Raw genomic sequence first — 16,819 nt, forward strand, 5'->3', positions numbered from 1 at the left:
GATCGCCGCGCCCTTCTCTTTCTGCTTCGGTCATGCCGCCCACGCCTTGCGCGTCGGCGGCATTTTCATTTGCCTGATTCGGTCAGAGCTTCTTCTGCAGGAAGACGGCGTGGCCGAATTCCGGATCGAGCTGGTAGCTGACGAAGCCCTCGCGCTCGTAGCTGCGCAGCGCAGGCGCATTGCCCGACAGCACCTCGAGCGTGAGCTTGCAGGCGCCGCGCCGATGAGCCTCTTGCTCCACCAGCGCGAACATCTGCTGCGCCACACGCTGGCCGCGGTGGCTGGCGCGCACGACCACGTCGTGCACGTTGACCAGCGGCTGGCAGGCGAAGGTCGAAAACCCTTCGATGCAGTTGATCAGGCCCACGGGCATGTCGCCGTCGAAGGCCAGCACGCTGAACGCCTGTGGACGCGCCGCCAGCGCGGCAGGCAGGCCTTCGCGCACGGATGCCGGCAGCGGCATGCCACCGCCGGCGGGGTCGCGTGCGTAGCTGTCGAGCAGATCGACCACGGCCGCAGCCTGCAGAGGATCGCGGTAGTCGGCCAGGCGGGTTTCGATGCGGCCCGCTGTCGTTGTCATCGTCATGCAGCGGGCTTGAGCGTGGCCGCGAGGCGCTCGGCGCACGACTGAGACTGCTTGGCATCGCGCGCCTCGACCATCACGCGCACCAACGGCTCGGTGCCGCTCGCGCGGATGAGCACGCGGCCCTCGTCGCCCAGTTCGGCTTCGATGCGTTTGGTTTCGCTGGCGAGCGCTGCGTTGCTCTTCCAGTCCTGATCGGGTGCGAGGCGCACGTTGATCAGCGTCTGCGGGAACAACGTGACGCCTTCGAGCAGTTGTGCCACCGTCTTGCCGCTGCGCACGCAGGCTTGCAGCACCTGCAGCGCGCTCACGATGCCGTCGCCCGTGGTGTGGCGGTCGAGCGCCAGCAGGTGGCCGGAGCCTTCGCCGCCAAGCAGCCAGCCGCGCTTGTCGAGCTCTTCAAGCACATAACGGTCGCCGACCTTGGCGCGCACGAACTCGATATCTTGTGCGCGCAGGGCCATCTCGACGGCCTTGTTGGTCATCAGCGTGCCGACCACGCCCACCGGCTTTTCGCCACGCGCAATGCGCTCGGCCACCATCAGGTACAGCAGCTCGTCGCCGTTGAACAGGCGGCCGCTGGCATCGACCAGCTGCAGCCGGTCGGCGTCGCCGTCGAGGGCGATGCCGTAGTCGGCCTTCTGCGCCGTCACGGTGGCGACCAGCGCTTCGGGGTGCGTGGCGCCGAAGCCTTCGTTGATGTTGAGCCCGTCAGGCGAGCAGCCGATGCTCGTGACGTCCGCGCCCAGTTCGTGGAACACGTTCGGCGCCACCTGGTAGGCCGCGCCATGGGCCGCGTCGACCACCAGCTTCATGCCGCGCAGCGACAGGTCGTTGGCGAAGGTGCTCTTGCAGAACTCGATGTAGCGGCCGTCCGCGTCGTTCAGGCGGCGTGCCTTGCCGAGGTCGGCGGAGGCAGCCCAGACCGGCGCTTCTTCGAGCGCAGCCTCGACGGCCAGCTCCCAGGCGTCGTCGAGCTTGGTGCCCTGCGCGCTGAAGAACTTGATGCCGTTGTCGGGAAAGGCGTTGTGGCTGGCGCTGATCACCACGCCCAGGCTGGCGCGCTGAGCGCGCGTGAGGTACGCCACGCCCGGCGTGGGCAGCGGGCCGAGCAGCACGACGTCGACGCCGGCGGAGTTGAAGCCCGACTCGAGCGCCGACTCGAGCATGTAGCCCGAGATGCGGGTGTCCTTGCCGATCAGCACCGTGGGACGGGCCTGGGTTTTCTTGAGCACGCGGCCGACGGCGTGCGCGAGGCGCAGCACGAAGTCGGGGGTGATGGGCGATTGGCCGACCGTGCCGCGGATGCCGTCGGTGCCGAAGTATTTACGGGTCATTTCCTCTTATTGCTCTTGTGAAGTTTGTTGGTTCTGCGGTGTTTCCGCGCGCATGGCACGCCATACGGCGAGGGCGGCGACGGTGTCGCGCACGTCGTGCACCCGCACGACCGCTGCGCCCCGGTCCACGGCCAGCACGGCGGCTGCCACGCTGGGCACGGTACGCCCGGACGCATTGTCGATGCCCGTGACCGCCCCGATGGAGGACTTGCGGGACCAACCTAGCAACAAGGGGTAACCGGCTGCCAACAATTCGGGCTGGCGCCCCAGAAGTGCGAAGTTCTGCGCCACGCTCTTGCCGAAGCCGACGCCTGGGTCGAGCGTGACGCGTGCAGGGTCGATGCCCAACGCTTTCAGCGGCGCCAGTTGCGCGTCCCAGAAAGCCAGCACCTCGGGGATCACGTCGCCCTGCATCGGCAGCGTCTGCATGGTCTGCGGATCGCGGTGCATGTGCATGAGGCAAATGCCGCAATTCGGGTGCGCCGCCACGGCCTCACGCGCGCCCGGCTGGCGCAGCGCCCAGATGTCATTGACGATGTCCGCGCCCAGGTCGAGCACGGCGCGCATCACCTCGGGCTTGTAGGTGTCGATGGACAGCGGCACATTCAGCTTCACCGCCTCACGAACCACGGGCAGCACGCGCGCCAGTTCGGCGTCGAGCGGCACGGCCGGGCTGCCGGGGCGGGTCGATTCGCCGCCGATGTCGAGGATGTCGGCGCCCTCCTTCAGCAGCTGCTCGCAATGCCGGAGCGCGGTCGCGGTGGACGCGTGCGCGCCGCCGTCGGAAAAGGAATCGGGCGTGACGTTGACGATGCCCATCACGCGCGGCTGCGCGAGGTCGATGCGAAAGCGCGAGGTCTGCCAGACCGCCGCGCCATGAAAAACGGGGCCAGAGGCCCCGTTGCTGTTTGCCATTGAACCCACTCAGGCCGCCGTGGGCGCCGGGTCGGTTGTGACGGCCGGCGTGCCACCACTGCCGCCGCTGCCCGAAGGCGGAATGCGCGGCGTCCAGTCCTTGGGCGGACGCGGTGCGCGGCCGGCCATGATGTCGTCGAGCTGCTCGCTGTCGATGGTTTCCCACTCGAGGAGCGCCTTGGCCATCGCGTGCATCTTGTCGCTGTTGGCTTCGATCAGGTGGCGCGCCAGGGCGTACTGCTCGTCGATGATGCGGCGCACTTCGGCGTCGACCTTTTCCATGGTCTGCTCGCTCATGTTCGTGGTCTTGGTGACCGAGCGGCCCAGGAACACTTCGCCTTCGTTCTCGGCATAGACCATCGGGCCCAGCGCGTCGGTCATGCCGTAGCGCGTGACCATATCGCGGGCAATGGAGGTCGCGCGCTCGAAGTCGTTGCTGGCGCCGGTGGTCATCTGGTGCATGAACACTTCTTCGGCGATGCGGCCACCGAACAGCATGCTGATCTGGTTCAACATGTACTCGCGGTCGTAGCTGTAGCGGTCTTGCGCCGGCAGGCTCATGGTCACGCCGAGGGCGCGGCCACGCGGAATGATCGTGACCTTGTGGACCGGGTCGCACTTGGGCAGCAGCTTGCCGATGAGCGCGTGGCCGGACTCGTGGTAGGCCGTGTTGCGGCGCTCTTCCTCGGGCATGACCATGCTCTTGCGCTCGGGGCCCATGAAGATCTTGTCCTTGGCCTTCTCGAAGTCCTGCATCTCGACCACACGCGCATTGCGGCGGGCCGCCATCAGGGCGGCTTCGTTGCACAGGTTGGCCAGGTCGGCACCGGACATGCCGGGCGTGCCGCGGGCGATGACGCTCGGGTTCACGTCCTGGCCCAACGGGACCTTGCGCATGTGGACGGCCAGGATCTGCTCGCGGCCGCGGATGTCGGGCAGCGTGACGTACACCTGACGGTCGAAACGGCCCGGACGCAGCAGCGCGGCGTCAAGGATGTCGGGGCGGTTCGTGGCAGCCACGACGATCACGCCGAGGTTGGTTTCGAAGCCGTCCATCTCGACCAGCATCTGGTTCAAGGTTTGTTCGCGCTCGTCATTGCCGCCGCCAAGACCGGCGCCGCGCTGACGACCCACCGCATCGATTTCGTCGATGAAGATGATGCAAGGCGCGTTCTTCTTGGCGTTCTCGAACATGTCGCGCACGCGGGCCGCGCCCACGCCGACGAACATTTCAACGAAGTCGGAACCCGAGATCGAGAAGAACGGCACCTTGGCTTCGCCGGCGATCGACTTGGCCAGCAGCGTCTTGCCGGTGCCTGGAGGGCCGACCAGCAGCAGACCGCGCGGAATGCGGCCGCCGAGCTTCTGGAAACGTTGCGGGTCTTTCAGGAAGTCGACCACTTCACGGACTTCTTCCTTGGCCTCGTCGCAGCCTGCGACGTCGGCGAAAGTGACCGTGTTGTTGTTCTCGTCCATCATGCGGGCCTTGCTCTTGCCGAAGCTGAACGCCCCGCCCTTGCCGCCGCCCTGCATCTGGCGCATGAAGTAGATCCAGACGCCGATCAGCAGCAGCATCGGGCCCCAGCTGACCAGCAGGGTCATGAGGAGCGAGCCTTCTTCGCGCGGCTTGACGTCGAACTTGACGTTGTGGTCGATCAGGTCGCCCACGAGGCCGCGGTCGAGCACCGTCGCGGTCGTGCGGATCTTGCGATCGTCGTTGGTGACAGCGACGATCTCGCCGCCGCCGGCGCCTTCAGGAATGATGGCGCTCTTGATCTGGTTGTTGCGGACCTGGTCCAGAAACTCGGAATAGCTCACCGTTCCCGAGCCGACGCCACCGCGGGTGTCGAACTGCTTGAACACAGTGAACAACACCATGGCAATGACGAGCCATACGGCAACTTTGGAAAACCACTGATTGTTCAAACGAAGCTCCAGTCGAAAGCGCGTGACGGGAATATGAAATACGCGCTGAGGGTACGCAATTACGCCCCATTTTAGGCTTTTCAAGCTGCGAAAAGCGGACATTTCCCTATAGCAGCCATAGGCTGACAAGGGTTTGCGCCCCTGGAGGGCGCTCTGCGGCAAGGTATCAATGCGTATCGAGCGCCTTCAATCCCCTGCCGATGAGGAAGGTCTCTGCCGATTTATCGCGTGACGCCTTGGGCTTGAGCGGCTTCACGACGCGGAAATTGGCCTTGAACATCTTGACCAGGTCGTCATAGCCGCTGCCGTGGAATACCTTGGCCACGAGCGCCCCTTCGGGCTTCATGTGGTTCTGGGCGAAGTCGATGGCCAGCTCGATCAGGTGCGCCACGCGGGCCGCATCGGCCGAGTGGATGCCCGACAGGTTGGGCGCCATGTCGGACACCACAAGGTCGGCCTTGCGGCCGGCCAGTACCGCCAGGAGCTGCGCCAGCAGTGCGTCTTCGCGGAAGTCGCCCTGCAGGAAGGTCACGCCTTCGATGGGCTCCATCGGCAGCAGGTCGAGAGAAACGATGGTGCCGTTGAGGTCGCCGGCCGCCGCCCCGCCCGGCGACATGCGCCGCCGCAGGTACTGGCTCCAGGCCCCCGGGGTCGAGCCGAGGTCGACCACGAGCTGGCCGGGCTTGACCAGCCCGAGCGACTCGTCGATTTCCTTGAGCTTGTAAGCCGCGCGGGCACGGTAGCCCTCTCTGGTCGCGAGCTTCACGTAGGGGTCGTTGATGTGGTCGTGAAGCCACGCCTTGTTGACTTTTTTGCTTTTGGCTTTGGTGCTCATGAGGGTGTTCGTGTACGCGTCGATAATACGGGGATGCCCGCCATTCAACTTACCCCTGCCGAGCGCAAGGTGCACCGCGCCGAAGCTCACCACCTGGATCCGATCGTCATGGTCGGTGGAGACGGGCTCACCCCTGCCGTAAAAAAAGAGGCCGACGCGGCCCTGAAGGCCCATGGCCTGATCAAGGTGCGCGTCTTCTCCGACGACCGCCTCGCCCGCGACGCCATGCTCCAGGAGCTCGCCGACGAGCTCGACGCCGCCCCGATCCAGCACATCGGCAAGCTGCTCGTGCTGTGGCGCCCGAAGCCCGAAAAAGAGCGTGTGGTCGACGAAGACCGCATGCCCGGCCCGCGCGACGTGAAAATCGTCAAGTACAGCAAGCGCGGCGGCCAACGCCCTGAAATCAAGACCCTGCGCGTGCTCGGCAACCAGCGCCTCACCCCTGGCGGCACCATCAAGCGCGCCAAGGCCAAGCGTCCGCTGTCGGCCAAGAAACGCAACCAGGCGGACTGAGCTTGGTGGCAGCGCAAGGCGCCCAGCGCCATATCCTCTGCATGAAGTGGGGCACCAAGTACGGCCCCGAGTACGTCAACCGGCTCTACGCCATGGTGCGCCGCCACCTCAGCGGCGACTTCAAGTTCGTCTGCCTGACCGACGACGGCAACGGCATCCGACCCGAAGTGACGTGCCTGCCCATTCCGCCGCTCAACCTCCAACTGGCCCCGGGCCAGCGCGACGGCGCGTGGAAGAAGCTCACCACCTTCGAGCAGGACCTGCACGGCCTGCGCGGCACCGCCCTCTTCCTGGACGTCGACGTGGTGATCGTCGGCAGCCTGGACGCTTTCTTCGAGCAGCCCGGCGAGTTCCTGATCATTCACGACTACGCCCGCCCCTGGCGGCGCGAGCGGATCACGGGCAATTCATCGGTCTACCGTTTCGAACTGGGCGCCCACGCCGACGTGCTGGCGTACTTCCGCGCCAACATGGACAAGGTGCAGGCCGAATACCGCAACGAGCAGGCCTACCTGTCGGACGTGCTGCACAAGCAGGGCAAGCTGGCCTACTGGCCGGCCGCCTGGTGCCCGAGCTTCAAGTACCACGGCATTCCGACCTGGCCGACCAACTACTGGGAAGAGCCCTTCGTGCCCGAAGGCGCCCGTGTGATGGTGTTCCACGGCGAGTGCAACCCGCCCGATGCGCTGGCGGGACGGCGCAACCGCGCCTTCCGCTACATCCGGCCGGCGAGCTGGGTCGCCAAGCACTGGAAAGAGTAATTGAGCCGGAGGCCGCGGCGACATCACCTGTCGCTGCTGCCGCCCCGGTTCAGCGTGGCGCGCGAGCGGCGCCGCCCATGCGCCACAGCAGCGTGCCGGCGCACACCCACTGAACGAAATACATGCCCGTGCCCACGGCGTGCCACAGCTTGAGGTTGTCGCGCGCCACGATGCGCGGCGCCACGGCGTACTGCTGCAGCAGCGCCAGCAACAACGCCGCCAGCACCAGGAAGATGGCCGTCAGCACAGGCGGGGTCATGCCGTCGTCGGCCTTCTGGCGAAAGTGGATCAGCAGGATCAGCCCGCAGCCGATGGCAATCCAGCTTTGCGCCTCGAACAGCTGGGCGGCGAAATTGCCCGCCACCGCCGGGTTGCCGAGCTTCGCGAACAGCATCGGCACGACCAGGAAACCGATCGTGGTGAGGCTGCCCCACCACAGGGCTGCCAGCATCAGCGCGACGCGGTCTTTCATCCGACTCAGAGGTAGCGGACCGCCACGATCTCGTAGCGCTTGAGGCCGCCCGGGGCCTGCACTTCGGCCGTGTCGCCCTCTTCCTTGCCGATGAGCGCGCGCGCGATCGGGCTGGAGATGTTGATGAGGCCCAGCTTCAGGTCGGCTTCGTCTTCGCCGACGATCTGGTACTTGACGGCTTCGCCCGACTCTTCTTCCTCGAGTTCGACGGTCGAGCCGAACACCACCTTGCCGCCGGCGTCGAGTTCGCTCGGGTCGATGATCTGCGCGGCTGAGAGCTTGCCTTCGACTTCCTGAATGCGGCCTTCGATGAAGCCCTGGCGGTCCTTGGCGACTTCGTATTCGGCGTTTTCGCTCAGGTCGCCCTGGGCGCGCGCTTCGGAAATGGCATTGATGACCCAGGGACGGTCGACCGTCTTGAGCTGGTGCAGTTCGGCGCGCAGCTTTTCAGCGCCGCGCTTGGTGATGGGAATGGTGGCCATGTTGTTGGTTCTCCATAAAGCGAAACCGCCGAACGATGCCGTTCGGCGGTCGATTGGGGGGACAGATCAGACGAGATTGCGTCCGGTCAGCCGGCTCAGGATGGCGAGCGGGCTCGAATCTGGATTGTATTGCTTCGATGCGGCCAGATGAAGGGTCTGCTCGAGCATGTACTGGCCCGCCATCACGGCGTGCGAGGTCTGGTCCGAGAAGCACACCCACACCGAACCCGGCGGGAATTCGGCCTTCTCCTGTGGCGAGTTGTCCTGGTACGCCATGTCCGACTTCATGCCGTCGTGCAGTTGCAGCATCAGGTGGTCGTACTCGCTGCGGAACGACTTGGTGACGTGCAGTGCCTGCAGCAGCTTGGCCTGCCAGCGCGCATAGGGCTTGGCCCGCGGCAGGAAGCGCTTGGCGATGTCCTCGAAAGGCTCGCCCACGCGCCACACGCGCGGCGCGCCGTCGGGATTGACGTTGGTGAAAACGCGCAGGATGCGTTCGCCGTAGTTGGGCCGCGACGGAAACGCATCGACGTGCAGGCGCCGGTCGTCGGCGCGCCACGACTGCACGCGCGTCTCGACCTGGGCCGGCCGGTAGCTGGTCGGCGCCAGGCGCAAAGCCGGCGTGTAGTGCGGCAGCAGGCCATGAATGAGCTGCTGCGCCTGCGTACGGAACCGCTTCACCATCGCCGCCGTGGCACGCTGCACCGCCTCGTCACCCACGGCGCCCTTGAGCTTGCCGTGGGCGTCGAGGCTGATGTTGCGTACGTCGGGCGACAGCAGGCTGGGCGTCAGCAGGCTGCGCTCTTCAGGCCGCAGCTCGAAGCCCAGCCGCGGGAAGTACAGGACCTTGCCGGCTTCCAGTTCCGCGATCCACGCCTCGTTGGGCGCGGCCGCGTTCCAGTCCGCCAAGTCCAGTTCGACCAGCTGCGTTTCCATGATGGCGGTGCCCGATCAGGCAGCAGCCAGCTGCGCGTGCATCTCCTGCACCGAGATCACGCCCAGCTCGTCCATGAAGCCCATGCCTTCGACCGCGGCTTCGGCGCCGAAGATCGTGGTGAAGGTGGTCACACGGGCCAGCAGTGCCGAGGTGCGGATCTGGCGCGAATCGGTGATCGCGTTGCGGCGCTCTTCCACCGTGTTGATGACCAAGGCAATCTCGTTGTTCTTGATCATGTCCACGATGTGCGGACGACCTTCGGTCACTTTGTTGACCGTCTCGCAGGCGATGCCGGCGGCGCTGATGGCCGCGGCGGTGCCCTTGGTGGCGACCAGTTCGAAGCCCAGCTTGGCCAGGCCGCGCGCCACTTCGACGGCGCGCGCCTTGTCGTTGTTCTTCACCGAGATGAAGGCCTTGCCCGACTTCGGCAGGTGCGTGCCCGCGCCCAGCTGCGACTTCACGAAGGCTTCGCCGAAGGTCTTGCCCACGCCCATCACTTCGCCGGTCGACTTCATCTCGGGGCCGAGGATGGTGTCCACGCCCGGGAACTTGACGAACGGGAACACGGCTTCCTTCACGCTGAAGTACGGCGGCGTGACTTCCTTCGTGATGCCCTGCGATGCGAGCGACTGGCCGGCCATGCAGCGTGCCGCCACCTTGGCGAGCTGGATGCCCGTGGCCTTGCTCACGTAAGGCACGGTGCGCGACGCACGCGGGTTCACTTCGAGCACGTAGATGACGTCCTTGCCATCCTTTTGCTGGATGGCGAACTGCACGTTCATCAGGCCGACCACGTTCAGTGCCTTGGCCATCGCGGCGCTCTGGCGCTTCAGTTCGGCGATGGTGTCGGCGTTCAGGCTGTAGGGCGGCAGCGAGCAGGCGGAGTCGCCCGAGTGCACGCCGGCTTGTTCGATGTGCTCCATCACGCCACCGATCAGCGTGCCGCCTTCGGCGTCGCGGATGCAGTCGACGTCGCACTCGACAGCGTCGTTCAGGAAGCGGTCGAGCAGCACGGGCGAGTCGTTGCTCACCTTGACCGCTTCGCGCATGTAGCGCTCGAGGTCGCGCTGCTCGTGCACGATTTCCATCGCACGACCGCCAAGCACGTAGCTCGGGCGCACCACCAGCGGATAGCCCAGTGCCGCAGCCTTTTCGAGCGCTTCGGGTTCGGTGCGCGCGGTGGCGTTCGGCGGCTGGCGCAGGCCCAGCTCGTGCAGTAGCTTCTGGAAGCGCTCACGGTCTTCGGCCGCGTCGATCATGTCGGGCGAGGTGCCGATGATCGGCACGCCATTCGCTTCGAGGTCGAGCGCGAGCTTCAAAGGCGTCTGGCCGCCGTACTGCACGATCACGCCGAGCGGCTTTTCCTTGTCGACGATCTCGAGCACGTCTTCGAGCGTCAGCGGCTCGAAGTACAGGCGGTCTGAGGTGTCGTAGTCGGTCGACACGGTCTCGGGATTGCAGTTGACCATGATGGTCTCGTAGCCGTCCTCGCGCATGGCGAGCGCGGCGTGCACGCAGCAGTAGTCGAACTCGATGCCCTGGCCGATGCGGTTGGGACCGCCGCCGAGCACCATGATCTTCTTCTTGTCCGTCGGCTCGGCTTCGCACTCGTCCTCGTAGGTCGAGTACATGTAGGCCGTGTTGGTCGCGAACTCGGCCGCGCAGGTGTCGACGCGCTTGTAGACCGGACGCACGCCCAGGGCGCGGCGCTTTTCGCGCACGGCCGTGTCGGTGGTCTTGAGTTGCTTGGCGAGGCGCCGGTCGGAGAAGCCCTTCTTCTTGAGCGCGAGCAGCGTGTCCTTGTCGATATCGTCGAGCGACTTGGTTTCCAGCTCGAGCTCGATCTTCACGATCTCTTCGATCTGCACCAGGAACCACGGATCGATCTTGGTCAGCGCGAACACTTCGTCCACGCTCAGGCCCATGGCAAAGGCATCGCCCACGTACCAGATGCGCTCGGGACCGGGCTCGCCCAGTTCCTTTTCGAGCACTTCGCGGTCCTGTGTCTTCTCGTTCAGGCCGTCGACGCCCACTTCAAGGCCGCGCAGGGCCTTCTGGAACGACTCCTGGAAGGTACGGCCCATGGCCATCACCTCACCCACCGATTTCATCTGCGTGGTGAGACGCGAGTCGGCCTGCGGGAATTTTTCGAACGCGAAACGCGGGATCTTGGTGACCACATAGTCGATCGAGGGTTCGAACGACGCGGGCGTGGCACCGCCGGTGATTTCGTTGCGCAGCTCGTCGAGCGTGTAGCCCACGGCCAGCTTGGCCGCGACCTTGGCAATCGGGAAACCCGTGGCCTTGGAGGCCAGCGCCGACGAACGCGACACGCGCGGATTCATCTCGATGACGACCATGCGGCCGTCCTTCGGGTTGATGGAGAACTGGACGTTCGAGCCACCGGTGTCCACGCCGATTTCGCGCAGCACGGCCAGCGAGGCGTTGCGCAGGATCTGGTATTCCTTGTCGGACAGCGTCTGCGCGGGGGCCACGGTGATCGAGTCGCCGGTGTGCACGCCCATCGGGTCGAGGTTTTCGATCGAGCAGACGATGATGCAGTTGTCGGCCTTGTCGCGCACGACTTCCATCTCGTACTCTTTCCAGCCGAGCAGCGACTCTTCGATCAGCAGCTCGTTGGTCGGCGAGGCTTCGATGCCGCGCTTGCAGATGGTCTCGAATTCGTCGGGGTTGTAGGCGATGCCGCCGCCGGTGCCGCCGAGCGTGAAGCTGGGGCGGATCACGGTCGGGAAGCCGAGCGTCTTCTGCACGGCCCAGGCTTCGTCCATCGTGTGGGCGATGCCCGAGCGCGCCGAACCGAGACCGATCTTGGTCATCGCGTCCTTGAACTTCAGGCGGTCTTCGGCCTTGTCGATGGCTTCGGGCGTGGCGCCGATGAGTTCGACCGGCTTGTTGGTGGCCGCGCCCGTGTACTTGTCGAGCACGCCGTTGCGCCAGAGGTCCAGCGCGCAGTTCAGCGCGGTCTGGCCGCCCATCGTCGGCAGGATCGCGTCGGGGCGTTCCTTGGCGATGATTTTCTCAACCGTCTGCCAGGTGATGGGCTCGATGTAGGTGACGTCGGCCGTGGCCGGGTCGGTCATGATCGTCGCGGGGTTGCTGTTGATCAGGATGACCTTGTAGCCCTCTTCGCGCAGCGCCTTGCAGGCTTGCACGCCGGAGTAGTCGAACTCGCAGGCCTGGCCGATGATGATCGGGCCGGCGCCGATGATGAGGATCGATTTGAGGTCTGTGCGCTTAGGCATTCTTGCTCTCCGTCTTTTCCGTCTTGTTCTTTTCCATGAGTGCCGTGAAGCGATCGAACAGGTAGCCGATGTCATGCGGGCCCGGCGAGGCTTCCGGGTGGCCCTGGAAGCAGAACGCGGGCTTGTCGGTGCGTGCCAGGCCCTGCAGCGTGTTGTCGAACAGGCTGATGTGGGTGGGGCGCAGGTTGGCCGGCAGCGACTTCTCGTCGACCGCGAAGCCGTGGTTCTGGCTGGTGATGCTCACGCGGCCGTTGTCCAGATCCTTCACGGGATGGTTCGCGCCGTGGTGGCCGAACTTCATCTTGAAGGTCTTGGCGCCCGAGGCGAGCGCCATGATCTGGTGGCCCAGGCAGATGCCGAAGGTCGGGATGCCGGTTTCGATCAGTTCCTTGACCGCGGCGATGGCGTAGTCGCAGGGCTCCGGGTCGCCGGGGCCGTTGGCCAGGAAGATGCCATCGGGCTTGAGCTTGAGCACGTCGGCCGCGGGCGTCTGCGCCGGCACCACGGTGATGCGTGCGCCGCGCTGCGCGATCATGCGCAGGATGTTCTTCTTGACGCCGTAGTCGAAGGCGACCACATGGAACTGCGGCGTGATCTGCACGCCGTAGCCAGCGCCGAGCTTCCACTCGGTTTCGGTCCATTCGTAGGTCTGCTTGACCGACACCACCTTGGCCAGATCGAGGCCCGACATGCTCGGCACGGCCTTGGCGGCGGCGATGGCCTTGTCGATCAGCGCCTGGGTCACGGCTTCTCCAGCGGCCAGGCCCAGGATGCAGCCATTCTGCGCGCCGTGGGTGCGCAGGTGGCGCGTGAGCTTGCGGGTGTCGATGTTCGCGATGGCCACCGTGTTGCCGGACACGAGGTACTCGGTCAGCGTGGCGGTCTTGCGGAAGTTGGACGCGACGAGGGGCAGGTCCTTGATGATGAGGCCCGCGGCATGGATCTTGTCGGCTTCGATGTCCTCATCGTTGACGCCGTAGTTGCCAATGTGCGGATACGTCAGGGTGACGATCTGCTGGCAGTAGCTCGGGTCGGTGAGGATTTCCTGGTAACCGGTCATCGAGGTGTTGAACACCACTTCACCGGTCGTGGAGCCGGCGGCTCCGATCGAGTTGCCGAGAAAGACCGTGCCGTCTGCGAGCGCCAGGATGGCGGGCGGGAAACTTCCCTTGAGAGACAAAAGCACTGGGTTCTCCGGATGGTTACGGTCGCCCGGAGCCCCAGGCGCGTTGCCTGCGGACTGCTGCTTAAGGGGATTTTGGCGTTGAAGGCGGCCGGGCGACGCTGATTTGCGAGTAAGCCCCCGATTGTAGCTCGGACTGGGTGTGTTATTTGGCCTGTAGGGCCGCTCCGCTTGCGTGCAGGCAGATGGCGGCGGCGGCCGCGACGTTGAGCGACTCCTCGCCGCCGGGCTGCGCGATGCGGATGTGGTGGCTGGCGCGTGCCTCCAGCGCGGCCGAGACGCCCTGCCCTTCGTGGCCCATCAGCCAGGCGCAGGGGTGCGGCAGATTGGCCTTGTGCAGCCATTCGCCCCGGTGCGAACTCGTGGCCACCAGCGGCACCCGGAGTACGTCGAGGGCGCCGATGTCCACGCCTTCGACCAGCCGCAGGCCAAAGTGGGCTCCCATGCCGGCGCGCAGCACCTTCGGCGCCCACAGCGCCGCTGTGCCCTTGAGAGCGATCACCTGGGTGAAGCCGAAAGCCGCCGCGCTGCGCAGGATGGAACCGGCGTTGCCGGCGTCCTGCAGGCGGTCGAGCACCACGGTCGGGGCGTCAGGCAGGATTTCGGGCCGCGTCGGCAGGTCGAGGACGAACCCCATCGGTGCGGGCGATTCCAGTCCGCTGACCGCGCGCAGCAAGTCATCGGCGACCACTACCGTTTTGATAGCACTTTGCACCCATTCAGCGGGCGCCAAGGGCCAGAACGCCTCCGAAAACACCGCCACCGCCGGCTTCACGCCGCGGGCCAGCGCCGCGCGGCACAGGTGATCGCCCTCGAGCCAGAGCCGGCCCAGCTTGCGGTAGGCGCCCGGGTCCTGCGCGAGCTTGCGCAGGTCCTTGAGCAAAGGGTTGTCGCGCGAGCTGATGTGGCTCGGGCCGGTGTCGGTGGTCATGAGGGGTTCAGGGGGCGGCGCGCGGATCGAGGCGTGCACCGAGGTTTTCGGCGGCACCCATCACGAGGGCCACCGGCATCTCGCCGGTCACGACGGCGGCGCCCGAGGTCGCAGCGGCCGTGCGCGCCAGCGCCGCCGCCACGGGGCTGAAGGAGCGGCGATGGTGCACGCAGGCGCCATGCTGTTGAAGCGCCTCCAGGTGCTCACGCGTGCCGTAGCCCTTGTGGCCGGCAAAGCCGTAGTGAGGGAATTCGTCGTGCAGCTGCGTGCAGAGCCGGTCGCGGTGCACTTTGGCAAGAATTGACGCGGCCGAAATCGCCTTGACCCGCGCGTCGCCCTTGACGATGGCCTCGGCCAGCACGTCGAGCCGGGGCAGCCGGTTGCCGTCCACCAGCACCTTGACCGGCTTCAGTCGCAGGCCCTCGACCGCGCGACGCATCGCGAGCATCGTGGCCTGCAGGATGTTCAGGCTGTTGATCTCCTCGACCGACGCCTGCGCGATCGAGCAGCACAGCGCCTTGGCAAGAATCTGGTCGTGCAGGCGTTCGCGCTGCAGCGCCGTGAGCGTCTTGGAGTCGGCCAGGCCGCGGATCGGGCGCAGATCGTCCAGGATCACGGCCGCGGCCACCACCGGGCCGGCCAGGGGCCCGCGTCCGGCTTCGTCGACGCCCGCCATCAGGCCCGGCGCGTCCCACACGAGCGGGACCTGTTCAGCCTTCAAGAACTTTCTGGATCGCATCGGCGCAGAGTGTGGGCGTGTCGCGCTGCAATTGCACATGCAGCGCGGAAAATCTTTGTTGCAGCGCCTGCGTCTTCGCGGGCGCGTCGAGCCATTCGAGCGTGGCCTGTGCCAGCGCCTCGGGCGAGGCGGCTTCCTGCAGCAGCTCGGGCACCACGAACTCGCGGCACAGGATGTTCGGCAGCCCGACCCAGGGCTGTAGCTGCTTGCGCTGCATCAGCCGCCACGAAAGGCCGTTCATGTTGTACGCAATGACCATCGGCCGCTTGAACAGCGCGGCCTCGAGCGTGGCCGTGCCGCTGGCGATCAGCGTGACGTCGCAGGCGGCGAGCGCAGCATGCGACTGCCCGTGGAGCAGCGTCACGCGCCCCGCCATGCCGGCCGCCTGCAGCAGGCCTTCGACCTCGGCGCGCAGCCCCGGCAGGATCGGCGCGATGAGCTGCAGCTTCGGCTTGGCCTTCAGCATCAGCGCCGCAGCGGCAAAGAAACGAGCGGCGAGGTAGCGGATTTCGGAACGGCGGCTGCCGGGCAGCAGCGCAACGATCTGTGCGTCGGGATCCAGCCCCAGTGCGGCGCGGGCAGCTGCGCGGTCGGGCGTCATCGGGATCACGTCGGCAACCGGATGGCCGACGTAGCTTGCGGCGACACCCTGCTTTTCGAGCAGCTCGGGCTCGAACGGGAAGATGCACAGCACGTGGTCGGCCGCGGCGCGGATCTTGTCGATGCGATCGGCGCGCCAGGCCCAGATCGAGGGACAGACGAAATGAACGGTCTTGATGCCCTCGCGACGCAGGCCGGCTTCGAGATCGAGATTGAAATCGGGCGCATCGACGCCGATGAACAGCTCGGGACGCTCGCGCAGCAGCCGGGCCTTGAGCTGGCGGCGGATGCCGGCGATTTCGGCGTAATGCCGCAAGACCTCGATGTAGCCGCGCACCGCGAGCTTTTCCTGTGGCCACCAACTCTGGAAACCGTGGGCCAGCATGCGCGGACCGCCGATGCCGGCGGTCTGCAGCGCAGGCCAGCGGGCTTCGAGGCCGTCGAGCAGCAGGCCCGCGAGCAGGTCGCCGGACGCTTCGCCCGCGACCAGCGCGAAGTGGCGCTGCTCGTTCGTGCTCATCGCGCCCATGTCAGCGCGCGATGCCGCGCGTTGAACTGGCGAGGAAGGCCTCCATCAGCGCAACATCGCCGACGGCCTCGGGCATTTCCGCCGCGAGCGCGGCGATGCCGGCGCGCGCCTCTTCGAGCGTCTTGCCCTGGCGGTACAGCAGGCGGTGCATCTGCTTGACCGCGGCGAGCCGCTGCGCCGAAAAATCGCGCCGGCGCAGGCCCACTTGATTGAAGCCACGCACGGCCAACGGATTGCCATCGACCAGCATGAAAGGTGGCACGTCCTGCGAGACCGCGCTGGCAAAGCCGACCATGGCATGCGCGCCGATCGACACGAATTGGTGGATGCCGGTCAGCCCGCCGATGGTGACCCAGTCGGCCAGGTGCACATGGCCGGCCAGCGTCGTCTGGTTGGCCAACGTGGTGTGGTTGTCGACATGGCAGTCGTGCGCAATGTGCGTGTACGCCATGATCCAGTTGTCGTTGCCGACGGTGGTCACCCCCCCCGCCCCCGGCACGCCGAGGTTGAAGGTGCAGAACTCGCGGATCACGTTGCGGTCGCCGATGGTCAGCTCGGTCGGCTCGCCCGCGTACTTCTTGTCCTGGGGGATCGCACCGAGGGAGGAGAACTGGAAGATCCTGTTGTCGCGGCCGATGGTGGTGCGCCCCTCGATCACGCAGTGCGGGCCGATGGTGGTGCCCGCGCCGATCCGCACGTGCGGGCCGATCACGGTATACGGACCGATCGACACCGAGGCGTCGAGCTGGGCCTTCGGGTCGACGATCGCGGTCGAATGAACCTGGGTCATGCCTTGCAGAAAACGATGCGCCG

The 16,819-nt window shown here is 66.2% G+C and carries 16 protein-coding genes; 2 read left to right on the forward strand and 14 right to left on the reverse strand.

The annotated features are described in order from the left end of the window. Positions 1–82: 82 nt before the first annotated feature. The 5 genes from GFK26_RS25470 to GFK26_RS25490 form a co-directional block, all read right to left on the reverse strand. A complete protein-coding gene (locus tag GFK26_RS25470) occupies positions 83–580 on the reverse strand; it encodes a GNAT family N-acetyltransferase (protein ID WP_153286105.1) in 498 nt (165 codons plus the stop codon). Positions 581–582: 2 nt separating this feature from the next. After that, positions 583–1,920, reverse strand: coding sequence for a phosphoglucosamine mutase (glmM, locus tag GFK26_RS25475; protein WP_153284422.1), 1,338 nt, complete (start codon positions 1,918–1,920; stop codon positions 583–585). Positions 1,921–1,926: 6 nt separating this feature from the next. Next, positions 1,927–2,835: a dihydropteroate synthase gene (gene folP / locus GFK26_RS25480; RefSeq protein WP_153284423.1), complete on the reverse strand. Its 909-nt coding sequence runs from the start codon at positions 2,833–2,835 to the stop codon at positions 1,927–1,929. Between the two features lie 9 nt (positions 2,836–2,844). Beyond that, positions 2,845–4,761: an ATP-dependent zinc metalloprotease FtsH gene (gene ftsH / locus GFK26_RS25485; protein ID WP_153284424.1), complete on the reverse strand. Its 1,917-nt coding sequence runs from the start codon at positions 4,759–4,761 to the stop codon at positions 2,845–2,847. Positions 4,762–4,927: 166 nt separating this feature from the next. Then, the gene (locus GFK26_RS25490) at positions 4,928–5,596 is read right to left on the reverse strand and encodes an RlmE family RNA methyltransferase (RefSeq protein WP_153284425.1); all 669 of its coding nucleotides are present in this window, start codon (positions 5,594–5,596) and stop codon (positions 4,928–4,930) included. 33 nt (positions 5,597–5,629) lie between these two features. Between GFK26_RS25490 and GFK26_RS25495 the strand changes: the two genes are divergently transcribed. Both GFK26_RS25495 and GFK26_RS25500 read left to right on the forward strand, forming a co-directional pair. Further along, a complete protein-coding gene (locus tag GFK26_RS25495; RefSeq protein WP_099796820.1) occupies positions 5,630–6,109 on the forward strand; it encodes a YhbY family RNA-binding protein in 480 nt (159 codons plus the stop codon). Between the two features lie 41 nt (positions 6,110–6,150). After that, positions 6,151–6,870 carry a glycosyltransferase gene (locus tag GFK26_RS25500; protein ID WP_167395020.1) on the forward strand — a complete coding sequence of 240 codons (720 nt, stop codon included), beginning with the start codon at positions 6,151–6,153 and terminating at the stop codon, positions 6,868–6,870. Between the two features lie 49 nt (positions 6,871–6,919). On the opposite strand, the gene GFK26_RS25505 is transcribed toward GFK26_RS25500, so the two are convergent. From GFK26_RS25505 to lpxA, 9 genes are all read right to left on the reverse strand, one after another. Beyond that, complete coding sequence (locus GFK26_RS25505; protein WP_153284426.1) at positions 6,920–7,342, reverse strand: DUF4149 domain-containing protein; 423 nt, start codon at positions 7,340–7,342, stop codon at positions 6,920–6,922. A 5-nt stretch (positions 7,343–7,347) separates the two neighbouring features. Then, a complete protein-coding gene (gene greA, locus GFK26_RS25510) occupies positions 7,348–7,824 on the reverse strand; it encodes a transcription elongation factor GreA (protein WP_056581276.1) in 477 nt (158 codons plus the stop codon). Positions 7,825–7,890: 66 nt separating this feature from the next. Beyond that, positions 7,891–8,760, reverse strand: coding sequence for a Kdo hydroxylase family protein (locus tag GFK26_RS25515; protein ID WP_153284427.1), 870 nt, complete (start codon positions 8,758–8,760; stop codon positions 7,891–7,893). Positions 8,761–8,775: 15 nt separating this feature from the next. Then, on the reverse strand, positions 8,776–12,024 hold the full coding sequence (gene carB, locus GFK26_RS25520) for a carbamoyl-phosphate synthase large subunit (protein ID WP_153284428.1): 3,249 nt from the start codon (positions 12,022–12,024) through the stop codon (positions 8,776–8,778). Continuing rightward, on the reverse strand, positions 12,017–13,210 hold the full coding sequence (carA, locus tag GFK26_RS25525; protein ID WP_153284429.1) for a glutamine-hydrolyzing carbamoyl-phosphate synthase small subunit: 1,194 nt from the start codon (positions 13,208–13,210) through the stop codon (positions 12,017–12,019). Before carA ends, carB begins: the two co-directional genes overlap by 8 nt. 142 nt (positions 13,211–13,352) lie before the next feature. Beyond that, a complete protein-coding gene (locus tag GFK26_RS25530; RefSeq protein WP_153284430.1) occupies positions 13,353–14,138 on the reverse strand; it encodes a TrmH family RNA methyltransferase in 786 nt (261 codons plus the stop codon). A 7-nt stretch (positions 14,139–14,145) separates the two neighbouring features. Beyond that, entirely contained in the window at positions 14,146–14,877 is a 732-nt protein-coding gene (rnhB, locus tag GFK26_RS25535) for a ribonuclease HII (RefSeq protein ID WP_153284431.1), read from the reverse strand. Beyond that, positions 14,849–15,997 (reverse strand): lipid-A-disaccharide synthase, encoded by a 1,149-nt coding sequence (lpxB, locus tag GFK26_RS25540; protein WP_153284432.1) that lies wholly within the window; start codon positions 15,995–15,997, stop codon positions 14,849–14,851. Before lpxB ends, rnhB begins: the two co-directional genes overlap by 29 nt. Positions 15,998–16,007: 10 nt before the next feature. Beyond that, positions 16,008–16,796, reverse strand: coding sequence for an acyl-ACP--UDP-N-acetylglucosamine O-acyltransferase (gene lpxA / locus GFK26_RS25545; protein ID WP_153284433.1), 789 nt, complete (start codon positions 16,794–16,796; stop codon positions 16,008–16,010). Positions 16,797–16,819: the final 23 nt, after the last annotated feature.

This window comes from Variovorax paradoxus (assembly GCF_009498455.1).
Taxonomy (GTDB): domain Bacteria; phylum Pseudomonadota; class Gammaproteobacteria; order Burkholderiales; family Burkholderiaceae_C; genus Variovorax; species Variovorax paradoxus_H.

What these genes read in the sequence shown, in the direction of transcription:
- GFK26_RS25470 (WP_153286105.1), bottom strand. Translation starts at nt 580, where the DNA reads ATGACAACGACAGCGGGCCGCATCGAAACCCGCCTGGCCGACTACCGC.
- glmM (WP_153284422.1), bottom strand. Translation starts at nt 1,920, where the DNA reads ATGACCCGTAAATACTTCGGCACCGACGGCATCCGCGGCACGGTCGGC.
- folP (WP_153284423.1), bottom strand. Translation starts at nt 2,835, where the DNA reads ATGGCAAACAGCAACGGGGCCTCTGGCCCCGTTTTTCATGGCGCGGCG.
- GFK26_RS25490 (WP_153284425.1), bottom strand. Translation starts at nt 5,596, where the DNA reads ATGAGCACCAAAGCCAAAAGCAAAAAAGTCAACAAGGCGTGGCTTCAC.
- GFK26_RS25495 (WP_099796820.1), top strand. Translation starts at nt 5,630, where the DNA reads ATGCCCGCCATTCAACTTACCCCTGCCGAGCGCAAGGTGCACCGCGCC.
- GFK26_RS25500 (WP_167395020.1), top strand. Translation starts at nt 6,151, where the DNA reads ATGAAGTGGGGCACCAAGTACGGCCCCGAGTACGTCAACCGGCTCTAC.
- GFK26_RS25505 (WP_153284426.1), bottom strand. Translation starts at nt 7,342, where the DNA reads ATGAAAGACCGCGTCGCGCTGATGCTGGCAGCCCTGTGGTGGGGCAGC.
- greA (WP_056581276.1), bottom strand. Translation starts at nt 7,824, where the DNA reads ATGGCCACCATTCCCATCACCAAGCGCGGCGCTGAAAAGCTGCGCGCC.
- GFK26_RS25515 (WP_153284427.1), bottom strand. Translation starts at nt 8,760, where the DNA reads ATGGAAACGCAGCTGGTCGAACTGGACTTGGCGGACTGGAACGCGGCC.
- carB (WP_153284428.1), bottom strand. Translation starts at nt 12,024, where the DNA reads ATGCCTAAGCGCACAGACCTCAAATCGATCCTCATCATCGGCGCCGGC.
- GFK26_RS25530 (WP_153284430.1), bottom strand. Translation starts at nt 14,138, where the DNA reads ATGACCACCGACACCGGCCCGAGCCACATCAGCTCGCGCGACAACCCT.
- rnhB (WP_153284431.1), bottom strand. Translation starts at nt 14,877, where the DNA reads ATGCGATCCAGAAAGTTCTTGAAGGCTGAACAGGTCCCGCTCGTGTGG.
- lpxB (WP_153284432.1), bottom strand. Translation starts at nt 15,997, where the DNA reads ATGAGCACGAACGAGCAGCGCCACTTCGCGCTGGTCGCGGGCGAAGCG.
- lpxA (WP_153284433.1), bottom strand. Translation starts at nt 16,796, where the DNA reads ATGACCCAGGTTCATTCGACCGCGATCGTCGACCCGAAGGCCCAGCTC.